The organism is Vibrio sp. Vb0888, assembly GCF_033338835.1.
Lineage (GTDB): Bacteria > Pseudomonadota > Gammaproteobacteria > Enterobacterales > Vibrionaceae > Vibrio > Vibrio alginolyticus.
This window is the reverse complement of record NZ_JAWOTL010000001.1, coordinates 757,399-773,798: the sequence shown is the minus strand read 5'-3', so window position 1 is coordinate 773,798 and position 16,400 is coordinate 757,399. Positions and strand designations below refer to the sequence as shown.

At 43.6% G+C, this 16,400-nt stretch carries 17 protein-coding genes; 8 read left to right on the top strand and 9 right to left on the bottom strand.

Going from position 1 to position 16,400, the window contains the following annotated elements; genetic code table 11:
* Positions 1–181 precede the first annotated feature (181 nt).
* On the top strand, positions 182–922 hold the full coding sequence (locus R7P72_RS03350; protein ID WP_017635127.1) for a DNA-binding transcriptional regulator YciT: 741 nt from the start codon (positions 182–184) through the stop codon (positions 920–922).
* On the opposite strand, the gene R7P72_RS03345 is transcribed toward R7P72_RS03350, so the two are convergent.
* The 4 genes from R7P72_RS03345 to R7P72_RS03330 form a co-directional block, all read right to left on the bottom strand.
* Positions 923–1,816, bottom strand: coding sequence for a DMT family transporter (locus R7P72_RS03345; protein WP_005373960.1), 894 nt, complete (start codon positions 1,814–1,816; stop codon positions 923–925).
* Positions 1,817–1,970: 154 nt separating this feature from the next.
* Positions 1,971–2,327 carry a VOC family protein gene (locus tag R7P72_RS03340; RefSeq protein ID WP_017635128.1) on the bottom strand — a complete coding sequence of 119 codons (357 nt, stop codon included), beginning with the start codon at positions 2,325–2,327 and terminating at the stop codon, positions 1,971–1,973.
* A gap of 29 nt (positions 2,328–2,356) precedes the next feature.
* The gene (locus R7P72_RS03335) at positions 2,357–3,010 is read right to left on the bottom strand and encodes an isochorismatase family protein (protein ID WP_017635129.1); all 654 of its coding nucleotides are present in this window, start codon (positions 3,008–3,010) and stop codon (positions 2,357–2,359) included.
* 32 nt (positions 3,011–3,042) lie between these two features.
* A complete protein-coding gene (locus R7P72_RS03330; protein ID WP_005373953.1) occupies positions 3,043–3,768 on the bottom strand; it encodes an NUDIX domain-containing protein in 726 nt (241 codons plus the stop codon).
* Positions 3,769–4,066: 298 nt separating this feature from the next.
* On the opposite strand from R7P72_RS03330, the gene pncB reads away from it, so the two are divergent.
* From pncB to R7P72_RS03310, 4 genes are all read left to right on the top strand, one after another.
* Complete coding sequence (pncB, locus tag R7P72_RS03325; RefSeq protein WP_005373949.1) at positions 4,067–5,377, top strand: nicotinate phosphoribosyltransferase; 1,311 nt, start codon at positions 4,067–4,069, stop codon at positions 5,375–5,377.
* A 321-nt stretch (positions 5,378–5,698) separates the two neighbouring features.
* Positions 5,699–6,058, top strand: coding sequence for a hypothetical protein (locus tag R7P72_RS03320; RefSeq protein WP_005373947.1), 360 nt, complete (start codon positions 5,699–5,701; stop codon positions 6,056–6,058).
* Between the two features lie 243 nt (positions 6,059–6,301).
* Positions 6,302–6,820 (top strand): glycine zipper 2TM domain-containing protein, encoded by a 519-nt coding sequence (locus tag R7P72_RS03315; RefSeq protein WP_025768006.1) that lies wholly within the window; start codon positions 6,302–6,304, stop codon positions 6,818–6,820.
* 170 nt (positions 6,821–6,990) lie between these two features.
* Complete coding sequence (locus R7P72_RS03310; RefSeq protein WP_053304617.1) at positions 6,991–7,770, top strand: methyltransferase domain-containing protein; 780 nt, start codon at positions 6,991–6,993, stop codon at positions 7,768–7,770.
* A gap of 63 nt (positions 7,771–7,833) precedes the next feature.
* On the opposite strand, the gene R7P72_RS03305 is transcribed toward R7P72_RS03310, so the two are convergent.
* Positions 7,834–8,715, bottom strand: coding sequence for a DMT family transporter (locus R7P72_RS03305; RefSeq protein ID WP_005373940.1), 882 nt, complete (start codon positions 8,713–8,715; stop codon positions 7,834–7,836).
* 93 nt (positions 8,716–8,808) lie between these two features.
* On the opposite strand from R7P72_RS03305, the gene R7P72_RS03300 reads away from it, so the two are divergent.
* The 3 genes from R7P72_RS03300 to R7P72_RS03290 all read left to right on the top strand — a co-directional run bounded on the left by R7P72_RS03300 (position 8,809) and on the right by R7P72_RS03290 (position 12,316).
* On the top strand, positions 8,809–9,693 hold the full coding sequence (locus tag R7P72_RS03300) for a LysR family transcriptional regulator (protein ID WP_005387224.1): 885 nt from the start codon (positions 8,809–8,811) through the stop codon (positions 9,691–9,693).
* A 180-nt stretch (positions 9,694–9,873) separates the two neighbouring features.
* Positions 9,874–10,488, top strand: a complete 615-nt coding sequence (locus R7P72_RS03295; protein WP_005373936.1) for an outer membrane beta-barrel protein — start codon at positions 9,874–9,876, stop codon at positions 10,486–10,488.
* A 160-nt stretch (positions 10,489–10,648) separates the two neighbouring features.
* Complete coding sequence (locus R7P72_RS03290) at positions 10,649–12,316, top strand: ABC transporter substrate-binding protein (RefSeq protein WP_053304616.1); 1,668 nt, start codon at positions 10,649–10,651, stop codon at positions 12,314–12,316.
* 75 nt (positions 12,317–12,391) lie between these two features.
* On the opposite strand, the gene ompV is transcribed toward R7P72_RS03290, so the two are convergent.
* The 4 genes from ompV to R7P72_RS03270 all read right to left on the bottom strand — a co-directional run bounded on the left by ompV (position 12,392) and on the right by R7P72_RS03270 (position 16,313).
* Positions 12,392–13,168, bottom strand: coding sequence for an outer membrane protein OmpV (gene ompV / locus R7P72_RS03285; protein WP_053304615.1), 777 nt, complete (start codon positions 13,166–13,168; stop codon positions 12,392–12,394).
* A 222-nt stretch (positions 13,169–13,390) separates the two neighbouring features.
* Positions 13,391–13,924: a copper resistance protein NlpE gene (locus tag R7P72_RS03280; protein ID WP_005373930.1), complete on the bottom strand. Its 534-nt coding sequence runs from the start codon at positions 13,922–13,924 to the stop codon at positions 13,391–13,393.
* Between the two features lie 267 nt (positions 13,925–14,191).
* Positions 14,192–15,421 (bottom strand): glycine betaine/L-proline ABC transporter ATP-binding protein, encoded by a 1,230-nt coding sequence (locus R7P72_RS03275; RefSeq protein ID WP_005387213.1) that lies wholly within the window; start codon positions 15,419–15,421, stop codon positions 14,192–14,194.
* On the bottom strand, positions 15,414–16,313 hold the full coding sequence (locus tag R7P72_RS03270; protein ID WP_053304614.1) for an ABC transporter permease: 900 nt from the start codon (positions 16,311–16,313) through the stop codon (positions 15,414–15,416). The genes R7P72_RS03275 and R7P72_RS03270 overlap by 8 nt, the downstream gene beginning before the upstream one ends.
* Between the last annotated feature and the right edge of the window lie 87 nt (positions 16,314–16,400).

The window sequence follows — 16,400 nt, the reverse complement described above, 5'->3', positions numbered from 1 at the left end:
GGGAGTTAACCCCTCTTCTTCCATCCCATTTTCGTTGCCCTATTATCTGTTGATGGGAGCGATATTCGCAAGGTACAGCTTGGCTAATCAGACCACGCGTTTTTTCCTTTTTACTTTCAAGTTCTTTTCTTATGAAACATCAGGTGAGTATACTGTAAGCTCATCAATAAGGAGCGAACCTGTGAACCCAAGACAAAATGAAATCCTGCAATTAGTGAACGACCGTAAACGCGTTCAAGTCACAGAGCTTTCTGACATCATTGGCGTGTCGGGTGTGACCATCAGACAGGATTTGAACTTTCTGGAGCAACAGGGCTACCTAAAGCGCGTTCACGGCGCAGCTACCGCGTTGCAAAGTGATGACATTGATGCCCGCCTAGAAGTACGTTTCGATATTAAACAATCGCTCGCAAACCAAGCTGCGGATTTGGTCGCACCGAATGAGACAGTGCTGATTGAAGGAGGCAGTGCCAATGCGTTGTTGGCTCGGACATTGGCTGAGCGCGGCGATGTGACCATCATTACGCCATCGGCGTATATCGCCCATCTCATCCGTAACACTTCTGCCAACATTATCTTGCTTGGTGGCGTGTATCAGCACCAAGGCGAGAGCTTGGTCGGACCGCTGACTAAGTTGTGTATTGAGAACATTCATTTCAGCACGGCCTTCTTGGGTATTGACGGCTTCCATCAAGACACTGGCTTTACTAGCCGCGACATGATGCGCGCTGAGATCGCAGAAACCATCATTGCGAAAAAAAGGCGCAATATTGTTCTAACGGATTCTAGTAAATTTGGGCAAATTTATCCCTCATCAATTGGTAAGACTGACGAAATATCAGTGCTGCTGACTGACAAAGCCGCTCCGAAAAGCGACCTTGAACAAATCAAAAAGCGAGGTGTGGAAGTTATATTAGGCTGATTAAGCCACGCTTCGTTTTCGCTTCGCGAGCATTGCTGTTGGGGAGAAACCGGTGACTAGCATAGTGCCGCTAAGCACTAGAATTGTTCCTATGATGGTGTTAGAGCCGACGGGCTCATCTAGCACCAAGTAGCCCCATAAGATACCAAAAACAGGAACAAGAAAAGTGACAGTCAGTGCTGACGCCGGGCCGATATCAGAAACTAAGCGGAAATAGAGCAAATAAGCGAACCCTGTGCATACAACGCCGAGCGTGACAACAGAGCTCCATTCGAAATGACTTGGTTCTGCACGCATTGGTAAGAATGGTAGCAGCGGCAGTACCCAAATAACCGCCGCCCACATGCTGCCGTGAGCATTGTCAAAAGCAGGTACTTGTGGCGCATTTTTAGTGTAGTTGGTAGCAATGCCATAGCTGAAAGAAGCCATCAAACTGGCGGCAATAGGGAGCATGGCTTCTTCACCTATGGTTGAAGTATCTAAGCCGACCAAGACTGCAACGCCTCCAATGCCTATTAGCATACCGAGAACAGATTTCGCTGTGAGTGGGCTGCGGTACCAAACAAAGCCAACTAGTGCTCCCCATATTGGGGCGGTTGAGTTCAATATTGCTAAAGTTGATGCATTCAGTGTCTGGGCTGCGTACGCAAAGAGTAAAAATGGAACTGCGCTATTGAATAAGCCAATAATAAAGAAGTGTTTAGTATGCGCAGTTAACGTGAGTTTCTTCTTCAAATATACGGCGATCAATAACAAAGCGACGGCGGCAAATGTAACTCGAAATTCGATTAAGTAAGCCGGCCCGAATGTGTTGGCGGCGACTCGCATAAACAGAAACGAGCCACCCCAAATAGCAGCGAGGCAGAGTAAGCGAAAAAAACTGACGGCAGTCATTTGACATCCTTGGTCGAGGTCTAGCGCCTCATCGATTAATTGTTGCGCTAACAGTGAATTAAACCAAGGATGAGGTCAACCAGAAATGTAATGCCAGTTCCGGATCTGGCTAGCTTGGGCTCACGTTGATGGTGTGTTGTTGATTTGTGATGACTTAATGGCTCTCTGACCATACTGCGAATTCATTTCCACTCGGTTCAGTGAAGTGGAATCGACAGCCGCCGGGGAATTCGAAAATAGGGCGGATAATTTTTCCACCATGCAGCTCTACTTTTGTCTGAGTGGCCTGAATGTCTGAGCTATAAAATACTAAAAGTGCGCCACCATTTGCGGTTTGGTTTATAAACTCAGATTTGAAGAATCCGCCATCCAACCCTTGTCCTGAAAATGCAGAATATTCTGGGCCATAATCGGTAAAGCTCCAGTCAAAAGCACGCTCAAAAAATTGTTTGGTCGCACTGACATTAGTGGAACCAAATTCAACGTAATTCAATTTTTCATGTTGATGCATGGTGAAATCCTTCTCGGTTACTATCGTTTCTAGGCGAACTTTTCTACGATGATGTCGTCCGCTTTTTCGACAAATAATGCGCCATTATCTCTGAGCTCTGTCAGCACATTCTCTACATTATCAGGCAGCACCGCACGAGTTGAAGCAAGATTAACTACCACATTGTAGCCAAGTTCCAGCGCTTGCATGACGGATTTTTTCACGCAAAAGTCTAAGGCAAGGCCACCTATAACTAAGGTATCAATCCCGTTGAACTTTAGAAATTCATGCGCGCCTGTCGTTTTGGTGTCGGCAATATCATGGAAAAAAATACCGTAAGGGTGTGCGTCAGGATCCATACCTTTATTAACTTGAAAATCATAGTCCAACACGGGTGGTAAGCCATCTAGCAGCTCAGAACCTGTTGTGCCAAGCACACAGTGACGGTTCCACTTTATATCCACATTCGGTAAACCAACGGGCTCAAGCATATTGGATGGCGATTCTGCATCCCACTTTGCTTTTGGTGGGTGTAAGTCACGACTGACCAGTTTTAATCGGCCTTTGGCATGATTGTTCAAAAGCTCCGGTACGATTTCCAACGCACCTGCAACGGGCAGTTCATTTGGACATAACTCACTAAAGCCTTTCTCTGGATCAACGTCGATCACTGCTGTAGTTTGATAGTTTACTCGAACAGTCATGGCAGACTCCTTGTCTGTCTGATTGTCTGCGTTTATCCACGCAAACAGTTTTGAAAAAAGGTTACTTCGTCGCTAGTCAGCGTATATACCATTGCGGGTTTTCCACCTTTGCCTTTGTTGGTTGAAGCGACTTTATTAGTGGGTTTTAGTACTCCTGAATCTATCAAGCGGCGCTTAATCGTCATTCGGCTGATATCAATACCAAACTCTTGATAAGCAGAAATGATGTCCGCAACCAAAAACTCTTTGTCTAATGCAAACAAAAGAACCGATGTGTATTCAATGGATGCACGAAGCTTTTGCCACGCTTTTTCAATGGTTTTTTGATGATCAAATGCGAGGGTTTCTTCTCCATTGAGAATAGCCTGTAGCGAAAACCATTTAAGTTGGCATTCCGGTACACCTGCATTATTTATTTGCTCTACATTGTTACGATCAACTAAGGCGTAGTGCGTAATGTTTAAGCTCCAGTCTTCTGGATCGCGTTTTGGATCACCGTCGATAAACGCTTCGCTAAAATGGCGAGGGTAGGTATGGATTTTCTCACGGCAAATTCGGCGACGCGCCGCTTCAAAGTTTTCATCGGCCGGGCGTCCGCCTTCACTGGTTAAGTCTTTATCAAAGACAAATCCGCCCGGTAGTGCCCAGACTCCATGGTATGGCCGATTTGGATTTGAACGTTTAATCAACAACACTTCCAATCCTTTATCGGCACAGCCAGATAGCCTGAATGGAATAATGTCGACAGATACGATCATGGTTGGGTCCTAATATTGATTTGTAAGTAATCTAGCGCATAACAAGTGGTCAATCAATGGGTAAGTAACGAGTTGTTAGAAACGTTTTCGGTAGTGTTCTTAATACGGTTTGAGCATAAATTTACGGATGACTCTGACTTATTCACAATGCTTGCTCGAATTCTAGACAAAAAAACCTTATAAAAATGAGTGGTTAGTAACAAAAGTTGACAAACTATAGATGGGTGTTTATTGTTTACGCAAATTAGTTAGTAACAAAAAGTTATATACCCAGGAAGGGCATGTAGAAGGGCACCTAATGACCACCAAACTATTTTCTTCCCGCATCATTCAAAGCGCTTTGGATTTCGATGTCTACAAAGTCAATATGATGAGCGCTGTAACAGCGCTTTACCCTGATGCGATGGTGTCATATAAGTTTATCGTGCGCAGTGAGGAAGACCTCTCTGAGCTTTTGCCTGAGGTAAAAGCCGAAGTCCTTAAACTGCAAGATATTCAATTTACGCAAGAAGAAATTGAATATATTAAGCGTGTCGCGCCTTACCTGAATCCTGACTTTGTTGATGCACTGCGCCATTTCCGTTTCAACCCACAAAGTGATGTCTCTTTCCATAATAAAGCCATGGCTGATGGCTCAAGCCAGTTAAGAATTACCATTAACGGTTTGTGGCGAGATACCATCTTGTACGAAACGATCATCATGAGCATCGTGTCTGAAGTTCGTAGCCGTCAGCGTTGGTCAGATATCCCTGTTGCGCAATTTACCACTGTTTTAGAAGAGAAAGTTCGGCACCTAAAGTCGGAACTAAAACGTCGTAAAATCACTAACTTTAAATTTTCTGACATGTCGACGCGTCGACGTTTTTCCTTCCAAGCTCAGCGCACTATGCTGGAATATTTGTGCCAGGAAGTGCCGGAATGTTTGACAGGAACAAGCAACTATCACTTAGCAAAAGAGCTAAACTTGACGCCTATCGGCACGGTTGCTCATGAATGGTTTATGGGACACCAAGCTCTGGTGAATGTGCGAGATTCGCAAAAAGTGGCGTTGCAACGTTGGCAAAAAATGTTTAATGGTGCACTAGGTATTGCGTTAACCGATACGATTGGTATCGATGCTTTCCTTAAAGACTTTGATGAAGAACTAAGTAACGCGTACTTCGGCGTACGTCACGATAGTGGTTGCCCTTATAGCTGGGGTGAAAAAATGATTGCACACTACCAGTCGCTGAATATAGACCCATTAACAAAAACACTGGTGTTTACCGACGGACTTAACTTCGAACAAGCGTTAGATATTTGCGAGTATTTCCAAGGACGTATTCAGGTGAGTTTTGGTATCGGTACTTTTCTTGCCAATGATATGGGTGATTATGTCAATAAAGATGGTGAAGCCTACCAACCACTTTCTATCGTGATAAAAATGGTCACGTGCAATGGTTCACCGGTCGCCAAAATCAGTGACGAACCTGAGAAAGCCATGTGTGAAGATATCTTCTTTTTGATGAATCTCAAGCGCCGCTTTGAACAACCTCTTGATTTAAATGAGTGTCGTAAAATGATTGATCGTTTAGAAACTGAAGGTCAAAATTATCTCATCGACGCGTAGGCGTTATCCTCTCTCCATGATAAGCACCCTCTATCGTTACGACAAATTTATATAGGTAAACGTGGAGGGTGATTTCGTTATAGTAATATACAGAAGTAACCAGATACAGCGCAGGAAAGCACTCGAAAATTGATGTGTTATCTGCCTTTGATTGGTGTAAATCGATACGTTACAGCATCGTGGACGGCGTATCTTTATCCGACACTAAACTCAGTCTAATCACGTAGTTTGTTCCCACGTACCATGAGCTCACTCGGGTATAGGCGTCTATCTGCTTTTATGACTTTGGGCTTCACGTAGTTGCTTGAATCAGGAGTCAAAATGAACCTAGTAGTACATTTGCAAAAGAAAGCGATCCGAAAATATGGCTATGAGATGGCCACTCGCCAAGCATGGAAGTGTGGTATCAAGGCAAATCTTGTAAAGCGCGTGATTGGCCTTTTTAAAGGACAAATTGTTTGTGTGGTTGAAGGTTGCCGAGCAGAGTTTTCTTCTCCTCTTAATAACCCCCTTCACGAAGATGACAAGCAGGGGCGATATGTGTTTGTTGGCGGTGTATGCTGGGAACCAAATAACATTATAGCGCCTGGTTTCCCTGATTTTATGTTTATGCACGTGCGTAATCTAAGCCACCGTCATAAGTATTTAACGGATGACGAACTATTTTTGAGCTTGGCTTAAAAATAAATCTCATAGACTAGTTCAGCCCAATCATAATCAGTAGTGATACAGTTTTAGCTCTGTTGACACGTTGCTGAGTGTTTCTTGACGTATCTTTTATAAAACAGTGTTTCTTGACGTATCTTTTATAAAACAGTGTTTCTTTACTTGTTAATGACAGAGGGTTTGTTTTCGTCTGATGTGATTTCCCTTTTGCGATTTACCATAACGCTCATCAAAGCAAACCATACTGGGATGTAAATCATGAATATGAAATCTATCGCAATTGCAACGGCAGTTGTTGCTGTACTAGCAGGCTGTAAAGACAAAACGCCACCAGCTCCAACTCAAGCAAACATTACTTTGGTTGAAGCGGTGACTGAAACGGTGAAAAAGCCGCACCAAGTATGTAAAGACGTGGTAGTAACCGAGCAAGTTGCCCCTGCGGATGACAATAAAATTATTGGTACGGTTGGTGGCGCAGCAGCTGGAGCAGCGCTGGGCAACCAAATCGGTGGTGGCTCAGGTAAAGTGATTGCAACTGCAGCTGGTACGATTGCTGGTGCACTGACAGGTCGTAAGATCCAGGAGAATGTGCAAAAAGGTGATGTAGTAACAACGACGAAAAAACAGTGTCATACAGAATATACGACATCTGATAAAATAGTGGGTTACGACGTCACTTACGAAGTTTCAGGTGCACCAACGACGGTTCGTTTGGCGAGCAAGCCAGCGACAAAAACGTTCCCAATTCAAGATGGTAACGTTGTTCTACCACAATAGTTAGCGACTTAACCGAAGCGATTAACAAGCCCTTTTATCTTTGAGATGAAAGGGCTTTTTCACATAAGCGGCGTTTTCATCTGTTTTCCTATTGGAATGTGCGGCCAGAAATACCCGTTAATTTCCGCGTTCGATACAATCACTTTTCTAAAAGTACGAACGGAAAAAACATGGAAGATTTTTACCTGACCGAGCACGGTTTGGCTGGTTATTTCGAAGCGCAATGGTTCGACAAGTTCATTGAGGATCAACAGATTGAGATGATAACCAGTCGCTCAAAACAAGTCCCACTTTCTTTTTTGTCATCACCTCACTGCTCCCAAGTTGCTGATTTTATTGCGCAGGCGGTAATCGAAAGCAGCGTTCAGCCGTATTCCCTACTTGAGGTTGGGGCGGCGCTGGGAAGAAATTATTATGAGTTAGTGCAACGCTTACCTAACCTTAGAGAAGCGACGCTTGTGGAGCCTTCAAATAGGTTAATGGATGGCTTGAAGCAACTATTAATAGAAGAACAACGCGTCGAGCTTACTTACCTTCACGATGTGAACACCTTAAACACTTTAGAGGTAGAGAATAGAGATATCGTACAGAAATGTGCTCATGTTGATTTGACGCTAATTAACCAGCCTTTTGAGCTTGATACTCTCCAATCTCGCTTTGATTTAGTCGTATGTTTAAATGTGATTGATCAATGTGAGTCGCCACTTAGCGTGATCAATGCTCTAAAAAAAACCACCAAGGTGGGTGGGCTGATCGTTGTCTCTTGCACTTATCAGTGGAACGCGAAACACATCAAAAATAAAGAAGAGGCGGTTGATGATATCAAAGAATACTTTGCTGAAGGCTGGCGTCTAGTGTCGGAAGCCGAGCATGAATATCGCATCCGGTTTAATGATCGCTTTACAAGGCAGTTTTTATCTCACGTAGTCGCTTACGTAAAAAACGATTAGAGCCACATAAAAAAACCGAGCACTTACGGCTCGGTTTTTTAGTCTTTGGGCTAGAGCACAACTTTAAGTAACGTGCGCTTCTTGTTGCTCTTGCAACTTTTTCTTACGACGTTCTCGTTTAGAAAGCCAAACCAGAGGCACAACAATCATAATGGTTCCTATTGCCATAAATATATCTGGCACTTCTCCAAACCAAATCAATCCCACAAACACGGCACCAATTAAGCCACTGTATTCAGCGCTGGCAATTTTGTTGCTATCGATCGAGCGGTAAGCGATGACACATGTTGCTGCATAAATCATGATGAACAGACTTGAGCCAGCAGCAACAGGGAAAGCACTCCAGTCCCAAGGTTCTGCTTCGATCAGAACAAGCAAGAATGCTACTGGAATACCTGCCAAGTTTGTCATCAATAATGTTTGCATCACAGACTGATTTTTTGGCAGTTTTCGAATGAGCAAGTTATTGATTGCTAAAGTAATTGCAACAACTAAAGCTGAAATTGCTGCCCAATCGATTTGGTCTGGACGAATGATGACTAACACACCGGCAAAGCCCATTATCGCTGCGGCGACCGATTGCTTAGACAACTGTTCTCCAAAAAAGATTGCTGCAAGTGGCAACATGATCAATGGCGCGGCGTAAAAGATCGCGTTCGCAGTTGCGAGCGGTAAAGATGAGATCGCCAAAACCATGAATATTGCACCAAGTAACCATACGTGAGCGCGAACAGCATGCCACTTAAACCCTTCAAGAAAAGGCGCATTTTTTGTTAGCAAGTAGACTGGCAGCAGGAAAAGCACCGCTGAAATTTGTCGGAAAAAGACAAATTGAAAAATAGGCACTTCATTTCCGACACTTTTAATTAAAGAGTCCGAAAGCACCGCAATGAGATTTCCAACAATTAATAGCAGCATCGCTGCTCCGACCGATGTAACTTTCACTTTTTCCTCTCCTCTTTCTTTGCCAAAGAGTAGGTGATGTCATAGGATGAAGTGAAGTGATATTTATTAGTTTAAGTATGAGATTTTTAGATGATGAAATTGCCACCACTCAGAGCGGTTCACTGTTTTGAATCTGTTGCCAGAAACTCTAGCTTTTCGCTTGCTGCTGAAGAACTCAATGTGACGCAAAGTGCCGTTAGCCACCAGATACGATTATTAGAAGATTACTTGGGTGAATCATTATTTATCCGCCAAGGCAGAAAGCTCTCTTTGTCCGATACGGGCACCCGGTATTTAGAGGATATTAGCCCAGCAATTAGCTCAATTGCGATGGCCAGCCAAAAGGTGCGAGAAGGGGACAAAGGCAGCATACGGTTGGCGATTTATAGCTCGCTTGCCGTAAAGTGGCTTATTCCGCGTTTGTCTGATTTTAAGCGCTTACATCCAGAAATCGACCTGACACTCAATATGGTCGTTGGTGATCCTGAACAGACAGACAGCGTTGGCGATTGTTTTATCACGGTAGAAAAGCCAAAGCGAAACTACATGTCGGTAAAGTTATACGCGGAGACGCTGTATCCGGTCTGCAGCCATAAAATTTGGAAAGAGTTACAAGATCAACCGATTCCAGAAGCGCTTTGGCGATACCCTATTTTGTCGACAGACTCAATTTATCGAGAGAGAGGAAAAGATTGGGCTGAGTGGTGCAGAGCGGGCGGTTACACCTTGCCGAAAGATGTCGATGTTCAACATTTTAGTCATATGTTGTTGGCAATAGAGGCGGCGCGTTATGACCAAGGCATCGCATTTGCGAATGATTTTATGCTCAATGAAAGAGATAAAGCGCACGATTTGGTGTACATCCCTTCTCATGGATTGGAAACCGGAGATAGCTTTTATTTTATTCATAAAAAGAGTCGAGCCAAGCAAGCGGAAATCATCAAGCTCACTAACTGGTTGAAGCAGCAATGCTTGTGAAATGACTAAATTGTCAAAACTAAGAAAGAAAGTGGCAAAGTTGTGTCTAAATATTTCATGTTTTATTGAGTTTTTATTCATTAACATCCACTTGGTTTTGAAACCAAGTGAAATGGATAGCATGGCATGCTTAAGGATGGGCAAAACACAACCTCAATAATTAACAGGCAGTGAAATACAATGTTTAAAAAAACATGGCTAATGACAGCCCTTCTAGCAACATGTTCTGTTGCAAACGCAGCTCCTTACGTTGGTGCATCTGTAGGTCAAGCATCGTTTGGTGATGTTAATGGCTCTATCAATGGTGGTGGTACTAACGCTAGCACTAAACTTAAACTTGAAGATGACTCAAGCCTTTCAGGCAAAGTATTCGGTGGTTACAAATTCAACGAATACATTTCTCTAGAAGCAGCCATTGGTGGTTACGATGCTTTAGACGGCAAAGTTGTTACTGTTGGTGATATGAAGTATCTATCGATTCAGCCAAAAGCGACTCTACCGATTGGCGATCGTTTCAACCTTTTTGCTAAAGCTGGTCTTTCTTACTTCAATGCTGAATTCAAAATTAGCAACTCTGTGATTGACGGTAGCGCAGGCCATACCACCATTTCTGACAGCACTGTAACAGGCATGTACGGTTTAGGCGCAGAGTTCGCTATTACTGAAAACTTTGCTCTACAAGTTGAATGGGAATACATGATGCCTGAGCTAGACATTGCGAAATTTGGCAATGAAAAAGTAACGGTTGATGCAGACATCAATGTATTCTCTGTAGGTATGAGCTACCGTTTCTAAGAATACTTATTCAAGTTACCTCTTGGCTTAGTAAACGTTTGTGACTTCTGTTGGTCGAGCTGAGTCCAAGATTTGAATTTGTTTAGATATAGCACAGGAAGTTTAGTTGCTAAGCGTCCTGTGCTATTTTTTTGCTTTGGAATAACTCTTAGGAATCTTTGTGAACGATGTCAATCTTAGGTATCTGGATCTACTGTTAAAGCACTTTGAACCTCACCAGTATCACCTTGTTACGCTTTCTGAGCTAGAAGCGGTGATTTGCACGTCGAGGCGCAATGTTTCTATTGTGATGAAAAAGCTTGCCACTTACGATTGGGTCGATTGGCAACCTGCGATTGGCCGAAGTAACGCTAGCCGTCTCAGTATTAATATTTCCCTCCAACAAGCGATGACCGAGTTTTTGGTTGAGGAGCTTGGCAGAGGAAGAATGAACTCAATAACGAAACTTATTGATTGGTTCGGTCAAACCGCGGTTAGAGCACTGACTATCGCTTCTGAAAAAGTGAATCGATTGAACGAATCAAATAACGCTATTTTGATTTCTTCTTACCCTTGGGTATCCAAAATCGACCCTGCGAATACTTACCGTCACACTGAATTACACGTCGCGAAAAGCGTTTATGACGTATTGCTGACCCAAAATTCCAATGGTGGTATCGAGCCATCGTTAGCACACGAATGGAAAATGGAAGGCAAGGTAATGACGTTATGGTTGCGGCCAGGCATATATCGCCATGATGGCGAGCCCCTTAATATACAGGATGTGGTTTGGAGTATAGAAAGACTTAGGGAGATAAAAGGACCAGTTCACGAGCTCTGGCAATGCATTGATAGCGTGGTTGCAGAAACATCTAACTGCTTAAAAATCATATTGAAGTATCCGAACAAGTTGTTTCCATACATGCTAGCAACTCCTCATGCGTCTATTCTGTGTCGAGATGTCGTCTCTTTCGGTTCTAGTTATTCCTACCACATAGGGACTGGGCCATTTAAAATCAGCGGCTGGAACCAGGAGAGTATGACTCTTGAAGCGCACAAAGAGTATTTTTCAGCACGCGCATTGTTAGATCAAATAACGCTGTCTCATGGTGATGTTAAAACCTTAAATATGTTGAGCTTTAATCAAAGCTCCGATCACGTTGAAGTGGAAAAAATTAGCGCATTTTCATATCTGACCTACCGCGAACGCGCGGAATCCCAACTCACAAAAGAGACTTGGTATCAACTCGCTGATTACATCCATGTGCAAAAGCGAATTTATGATGCGCCAAGTGCCGTTGACAGCATTCAGTTAGAGACTTACGAGCAAGATTTATCAATAACAGATGGTGTTGTGATACCTAAACTGAAAGGTAAAGTGGTATTAGCTGAACCTGTCTGGACGATACCGAGTTTAATTCGTCATTCCGAATGGTTGCACAGTGTGATTCGTGCAACGGGATTGGAGTTGGAGGTCATTGTTATTGATGACATTAGTTTTCCTGAGGTAGTGTCTCACCAAGCAGACTTGCTCTTCATTGAGGAAGTCATGGAAGCACCATTTGAATATGGCATCTTCGAATGGCTGTCGATAGCAACTGGACTGCGTTTTAGTTTTGATCAAAGCCAGATGCTAAGCCATAGAGAAAAGGTTCGCAGGGCGATGGCAGATGATCACTCGCTACAGTCTTTATTAAACCTAGAGAAAGCGCTGCGCGATCAGTACCTATATTTGCCTTTGTTTGTTGGCTACGAAGAAGTGACAAAAACACAGCAAGTGCGAGGTGTGCAGGTGAAGAATACAGGCTATAGCGATTTACATAGGTTATGGATTGCTCATTCACACTAGAGTCTGTGTTCAAGATTATGCAAATGTCCAACGCATAAAGCCATCGAAATGATGGCTTTATAAGGGCGTATCGGATTAGAAGTTGTACGACACACTTGCGCCAACAACCCATTGGTTTGCACTATCAACGATAGATGAGTCGCTGATACCGCTGCCTAGGCGCGTGTATTGTGTCATTTGGCTTACTTGCCAGTTGTCGTTGATTGGCATAATAAGTTTGTAGCCCACACCATAGCTTACCGTTGAATCACCTTTGTATGCTTTGCGGTTTGCGTTTGCTTCGCGTTGTTTTACACCAAAGTAGTAATCTACGTAGTCTTCACTTTGATAAGTTAGGTTAGCAAAAGGAACAAAATCAACACTACCGAATTTCATGATGTGGAAGTAAGTCGCGCCCGCTAAGTAACCTTTGTAAGCACCGCTGATATCGTGCTGAAGGTATGTAGAAATGACGTTGTTTTGATCCAGTGTAAAGTCTGCGTTTAAACCTAGATCGACGGCGAAACGGCGTTTATCTGTGCCTTTCAGGCTTTTCGCTGTATCACCGTCGCGCATTACACCACTACCTACAAGGTAGGCACTCATGTTGATTAACTCATTGGTGTTACCGAAGAAGCGGTAGTTAATGCCACTTAGGTCGGCATTAAAGTCGTCACCATGGTAACCACCGTTGAGAATTGGTGCTGTATTATGCTTTTGATCTTTGAAAAGATCGCTGCCTTGAGCCACACCAGCTTCTACGTTCCAACCGCCTTCGTTGTTGTAGATGTTACCGTTACGAATGTAAGTATCGCCAGCGAAAGCTGAGCCAGCAGCTGTCAGAGTAAGTAGTGCAATTAATGTTTTTTTCATCATTTTTCCGAGTTGTTCTGTTTTGTTTTGAACACTGTACAAAATGACGTTGTAAGCATCTATCGGCAAAGCGTATGGAAATGTAATGAACAATCAGGGTAAGAAGCAGAATGTTGCTTCAGAATAGAAAGGTTGCTGGAATAGCTTTCGTTAAAACAGCGAAAAAATCCGAGCTGGGGTGGCTCGGATTTGGGGTATTTATCAGGTATTGATACTAACTTCTTACTGTTTCGTTAAGTTGTATAGTGGTGCTAGGTCACCCGTTACTTTTTCGCCATTCATGTCTAGCTTCATAAGTACGTTTTCACCAACAAAGTATTGGTTTGGTGCATCTTCATTTGTCAACGTTACGATGCTGCCATTTGCGTCCCAAGTGAATTGACCTTCAGATTTTGATTGACCGTCTTCTTTGTCTTGGTAGCTTTCTTCAAGTACGTAAGTGCCATCTTGATTTAGTGTGATGGTCATATCGATACCAGCACAATCCGCGCAAGGTAGTGTTCCTTTGTAGGTGCCGTTCCAGTCCAGAGCACTTTGTGCGTTGTGTTCAGAGTCTACAAATGTCTCTTCAGTAATTACCTGTTCTTCTTCTACTGGTAACGTGTCAATTGTCTCAGTCGTAACGTCTGCACTGGTGGTGACTTCAGTTTCCGTTGCCTGAGGTACTTCAACTGCGCTTGTTTCGGCAGGTTTCTCATCTTGACAGCCTGCAAGAATGATTACCGCGCCTGTTAGTGCCAACATTGTCTTTTTCATTTTATCCCTCTTTAAATCAAGATTTTGTATGAGAGTAATAGTAGACATTTATCGAGGATTTGCGTCATCAAAAAGCAATAGAATGATCTAACTATGTCAATAAAACCGGATATGAGCATGAAATTGTCAGGAAAATCAGAACAATGTAAATGTTGCTTTGGGTATCAAGCTTGAGCCCACAGATAAATATCTAAAAAGGGGAGTGGGAGTGGGAGTGAGTTAATTGATAACAGCCCACATTGTTGTGAGCTGTATTATCAACATCATCTAAGAAACGTTATTGAAGCTTGAGCGTGAAGTGCCTCGTTTTGTGCTTCGTTGATCAGAAAACAGCTCCGCAATAACCTGACGATTTAATTCGCCTTTCAAATGGCCGTGCTCATCGATGACGGGCAGTGAATGTTCACACGACATGACTTCAGTCAGCACTTGCTCAATGGCTAAATGTGGAGAGATGATAGGCACCTCTTCATAGATATCATCACGCCAATCTGATATATGAGTTAACTTCGCTGCGTTTAGCAATCCTTGCTGTGTTATCACGCCTTGATAGCCTGCATTGGTCTCATGGTAGGCATAATCACGTTTAACACGTTTCATTTCACTTAGTGCATCTTCAATGGTTTCAGCGCGAACACAGTACGAAGGTGGCTGCATCAGTGTTTCGACTGTCAGTGCTCGCGCTCTATTGACGTCTTTTACAAAGGCTTCAACGTACTCATCGGCAGGATGCAGTAAAATTTCGTCTGGTGAACCTTGTTGGACAAGTTCACCGTCTTTAAGAATCGCGATGCGATCGCCAAGTCGAAGCGCTTCATCTAAATCATGAGTAATGAAAATAATGGTTTTGTGCAGCTTCTGTTGCAGCTCTACCAGCTGATCTTGCATTTCGCTCCGAATCAGAGGGTCCAATGCTGAGAAAGCCTCGTCCATCAACAGTATTTCGGCGTCGGTAGCCAGTGCCCGTGCAAGGCCCACACGCTGTTGCTGTCCACCCGATAGTTGAGCAGGATACTGGTGCTCATAACCCGTCAGTCCAACGGTTTCTAACCATTCATTTGCTTTTTCTAAGCGCGCCTCTTTATTCATTCCCTGAACTTCCAAACCATATGCGATGTTGTCGATAACAGTGCGATGAGGCAGCAAGCCAAAGCGTTGGAACACCATAGACATCTTGTGACGGCGAAACTGTTCAAGTTCTTTGTTAGAAAGTTGCATGACATCCACCCCTTCTACCAAAATCTGCCCCATGGTTGGATCGATTAATCGGTTGAAGTGGCGAATCATGGTGGATTTTCCAGAACCGGATAATCCCATAATGACAAAAATTTCACCCTTTTGAATTTGCAGGTTGATGTCTTTTAGTCCGACCGTGTGGCCCGTTTCCGCTAAAACCTGCTCTTTACTATGTCCCAACTTAACGCGCTCAATCACGCTATTGGGTCTGGTACCGAAGATTTTATAAAGACCGCTGATTTCGATAAGTGGACTAGTCATTTTTTGAATCTCCTAAATGAGCTTGAGTGCGTTTCGCATATGCTTGTGAAGCACGGTCAAAAAGGATTGCTAGGGCGACAATTGCTAAACCATTGAGAAGACCAAGAGTGAAATATTGATTGGTAATAGACTTTAGAACAGGCTGACCTAAACCTTTTACCCCAATCATTGATGCGATGACCACCATTGACAGTGCCATCATGATCGTTTGGTTAATTCCCGCCATGATGGTTGGCATTGCAAGCGGAAGCTGAACCCCAAAAAGCCGTTGCCGAGTGCTGGCACCAAATGCGGTTGCGGCTTCCAATACTTCTTTATCAACTAGACGAATGCCCAAATTGGTTAAACGAATAACCGGTGGAATCGCGTAGATCACTACTGCGATAAGGCCAGGAATTTTCCCGATGCCCAATAACATCACAACTGGAATGAGATACACAAATGCCGGCATGGTTTGCATGACGTCGAGTAATGGTGTTACCACCGACTGAATGCGATTAGAGCGCGCCATAGCGATGCCGATAGGGATACCAAGTGCGATGGCAAGCATAGTACATACAGTGATGATACTGAGCGTGCGCATAGTATCTTCCCACATTCCAAAATAGCCAATCAGAATCAGCGAACCAAAACATGCAGCGGCCAGTTTCCAAGAGCGGCTAGCGGCATAAACGAGAGTGGTGCAGACACCTAAAATAATGAACCAAGGTGTAGAAATCAGAAGTTTTTCAAACCAGACAAGAAACGCCAGGAGCGGATCAAACAGAGACTCAATGAGTTCACCATACTCGCGAGAGAAATCTCTGTAGGCGCCGTCGAGTGTTTTGCGAATCGCCCTGAGATCAGAGGCATCCATTTCCGGGAATTCGCTGAGCCAATTTGAGTCAGACATATGTACTTCCTTTTTCTGATATACCTAAGCGCTTTCAAGAAACTTAATTTGGCAAGAAGAGTAGGGCACCTAGGCCAAGTAATGGTC

Bases quoted from the DNA above. Each gene is read 5' to 3' on its own strand.
- R7P72_RS03345 (WP_005373960.1), bottom strand. From the start codon at position 1,816: ATGACTGCCGTCAGTTTTTTTCGCTTACTCTGCCTCGCTGCTATTTGG.
- pncB (WP_005373949.1), top strand. From the start codon at position 4,067: ATGACCACCAAACTATTTTCTTCCCGCATCATTCAAAGCGCTTTGGAT.
- ompV (WP_053304615.1), bottom strand. From the start codon at position 13,168: ATGAAAAAAACATTAATTGCACTACTTACTCTGACAGCTGCTGGCTCA.
- R7P72_RS03295 (WP_005373936.1), top strand. From the start codon at position 9,874: ATGTTTAAAAAAACATGGCTAATGACAGCCCTTCTAGCAACATGTTCT.
- R7P72_RS03335 (WP_017635129.1), bottom strand. From the start codon at position 3,010: ATGACTGTTCGAGTAAACTATCAAACTACAGCAGTGATCGACGTTGAT.
- R7P72_RS03310 (WP_053304617.1), top strand. From the start codon at position 6,991: ATGGAAGATTTTTACCTGACCGAGCACGGTTTGGCTGGTTATTTCGAA.
- R7P72_RS03330 (WP_005373953.1), bottom strand. From the start codon at position 3,768: ATGATCGTATCTGTCGACATTATTCCATTCAGGCTATCTGGCTGTGCC.
- R7P72_RS03270 (WP_053304614.1), bottom strand. From the start codon at position 16,313: ATGTCTGACTCAAATTGGCTCAGCGAATTCCCGGAAATGGATGCCTCT.
- R7P72_RS03315 (WP_025768006.1), top strand. From the start codon at position 6,302: ATGAATATGAAATCTATCGCAATTGCAACGGCAGTTGTTGCTGTACTA.
- R7P72_RS03275 (WP_005387213.1), bottom strand. From the start codon at position 15,421: ATGACTAGTCCACTTATCGAAATCAGCGGTCTTTATAAAATCTTCGGT.
- R7P72_RS03300 (WP_005387224.1), top strand. From the start codon at position 8,809: ATGAAATTGCCACCACTCAGAGCGGTTCACTGTTTTGAATCTGTTGCC.
- R7P72_RS03320 (WP_005373947.1), top strand. From the start codon at position 5,699: ATGAACCTAGTAGTACATTTGCAAAAGAAAGCGATCCGAAAATATGGC.
- R7P72_RS03340 (WP_017635128.1), bottom strand. From the start codon at position 2,327: ATGCATCAACATGAAAAATTGAATTACGTTGAATTTGGTTCCACTAAT.
- R7P72_RS03280 (WP_005373930.1), bottom strand. From the start codon at position 13,924: ATGAAAAAGACAATGTTGGCACTAACAGGCGCGGTAATCATTCTTGCA.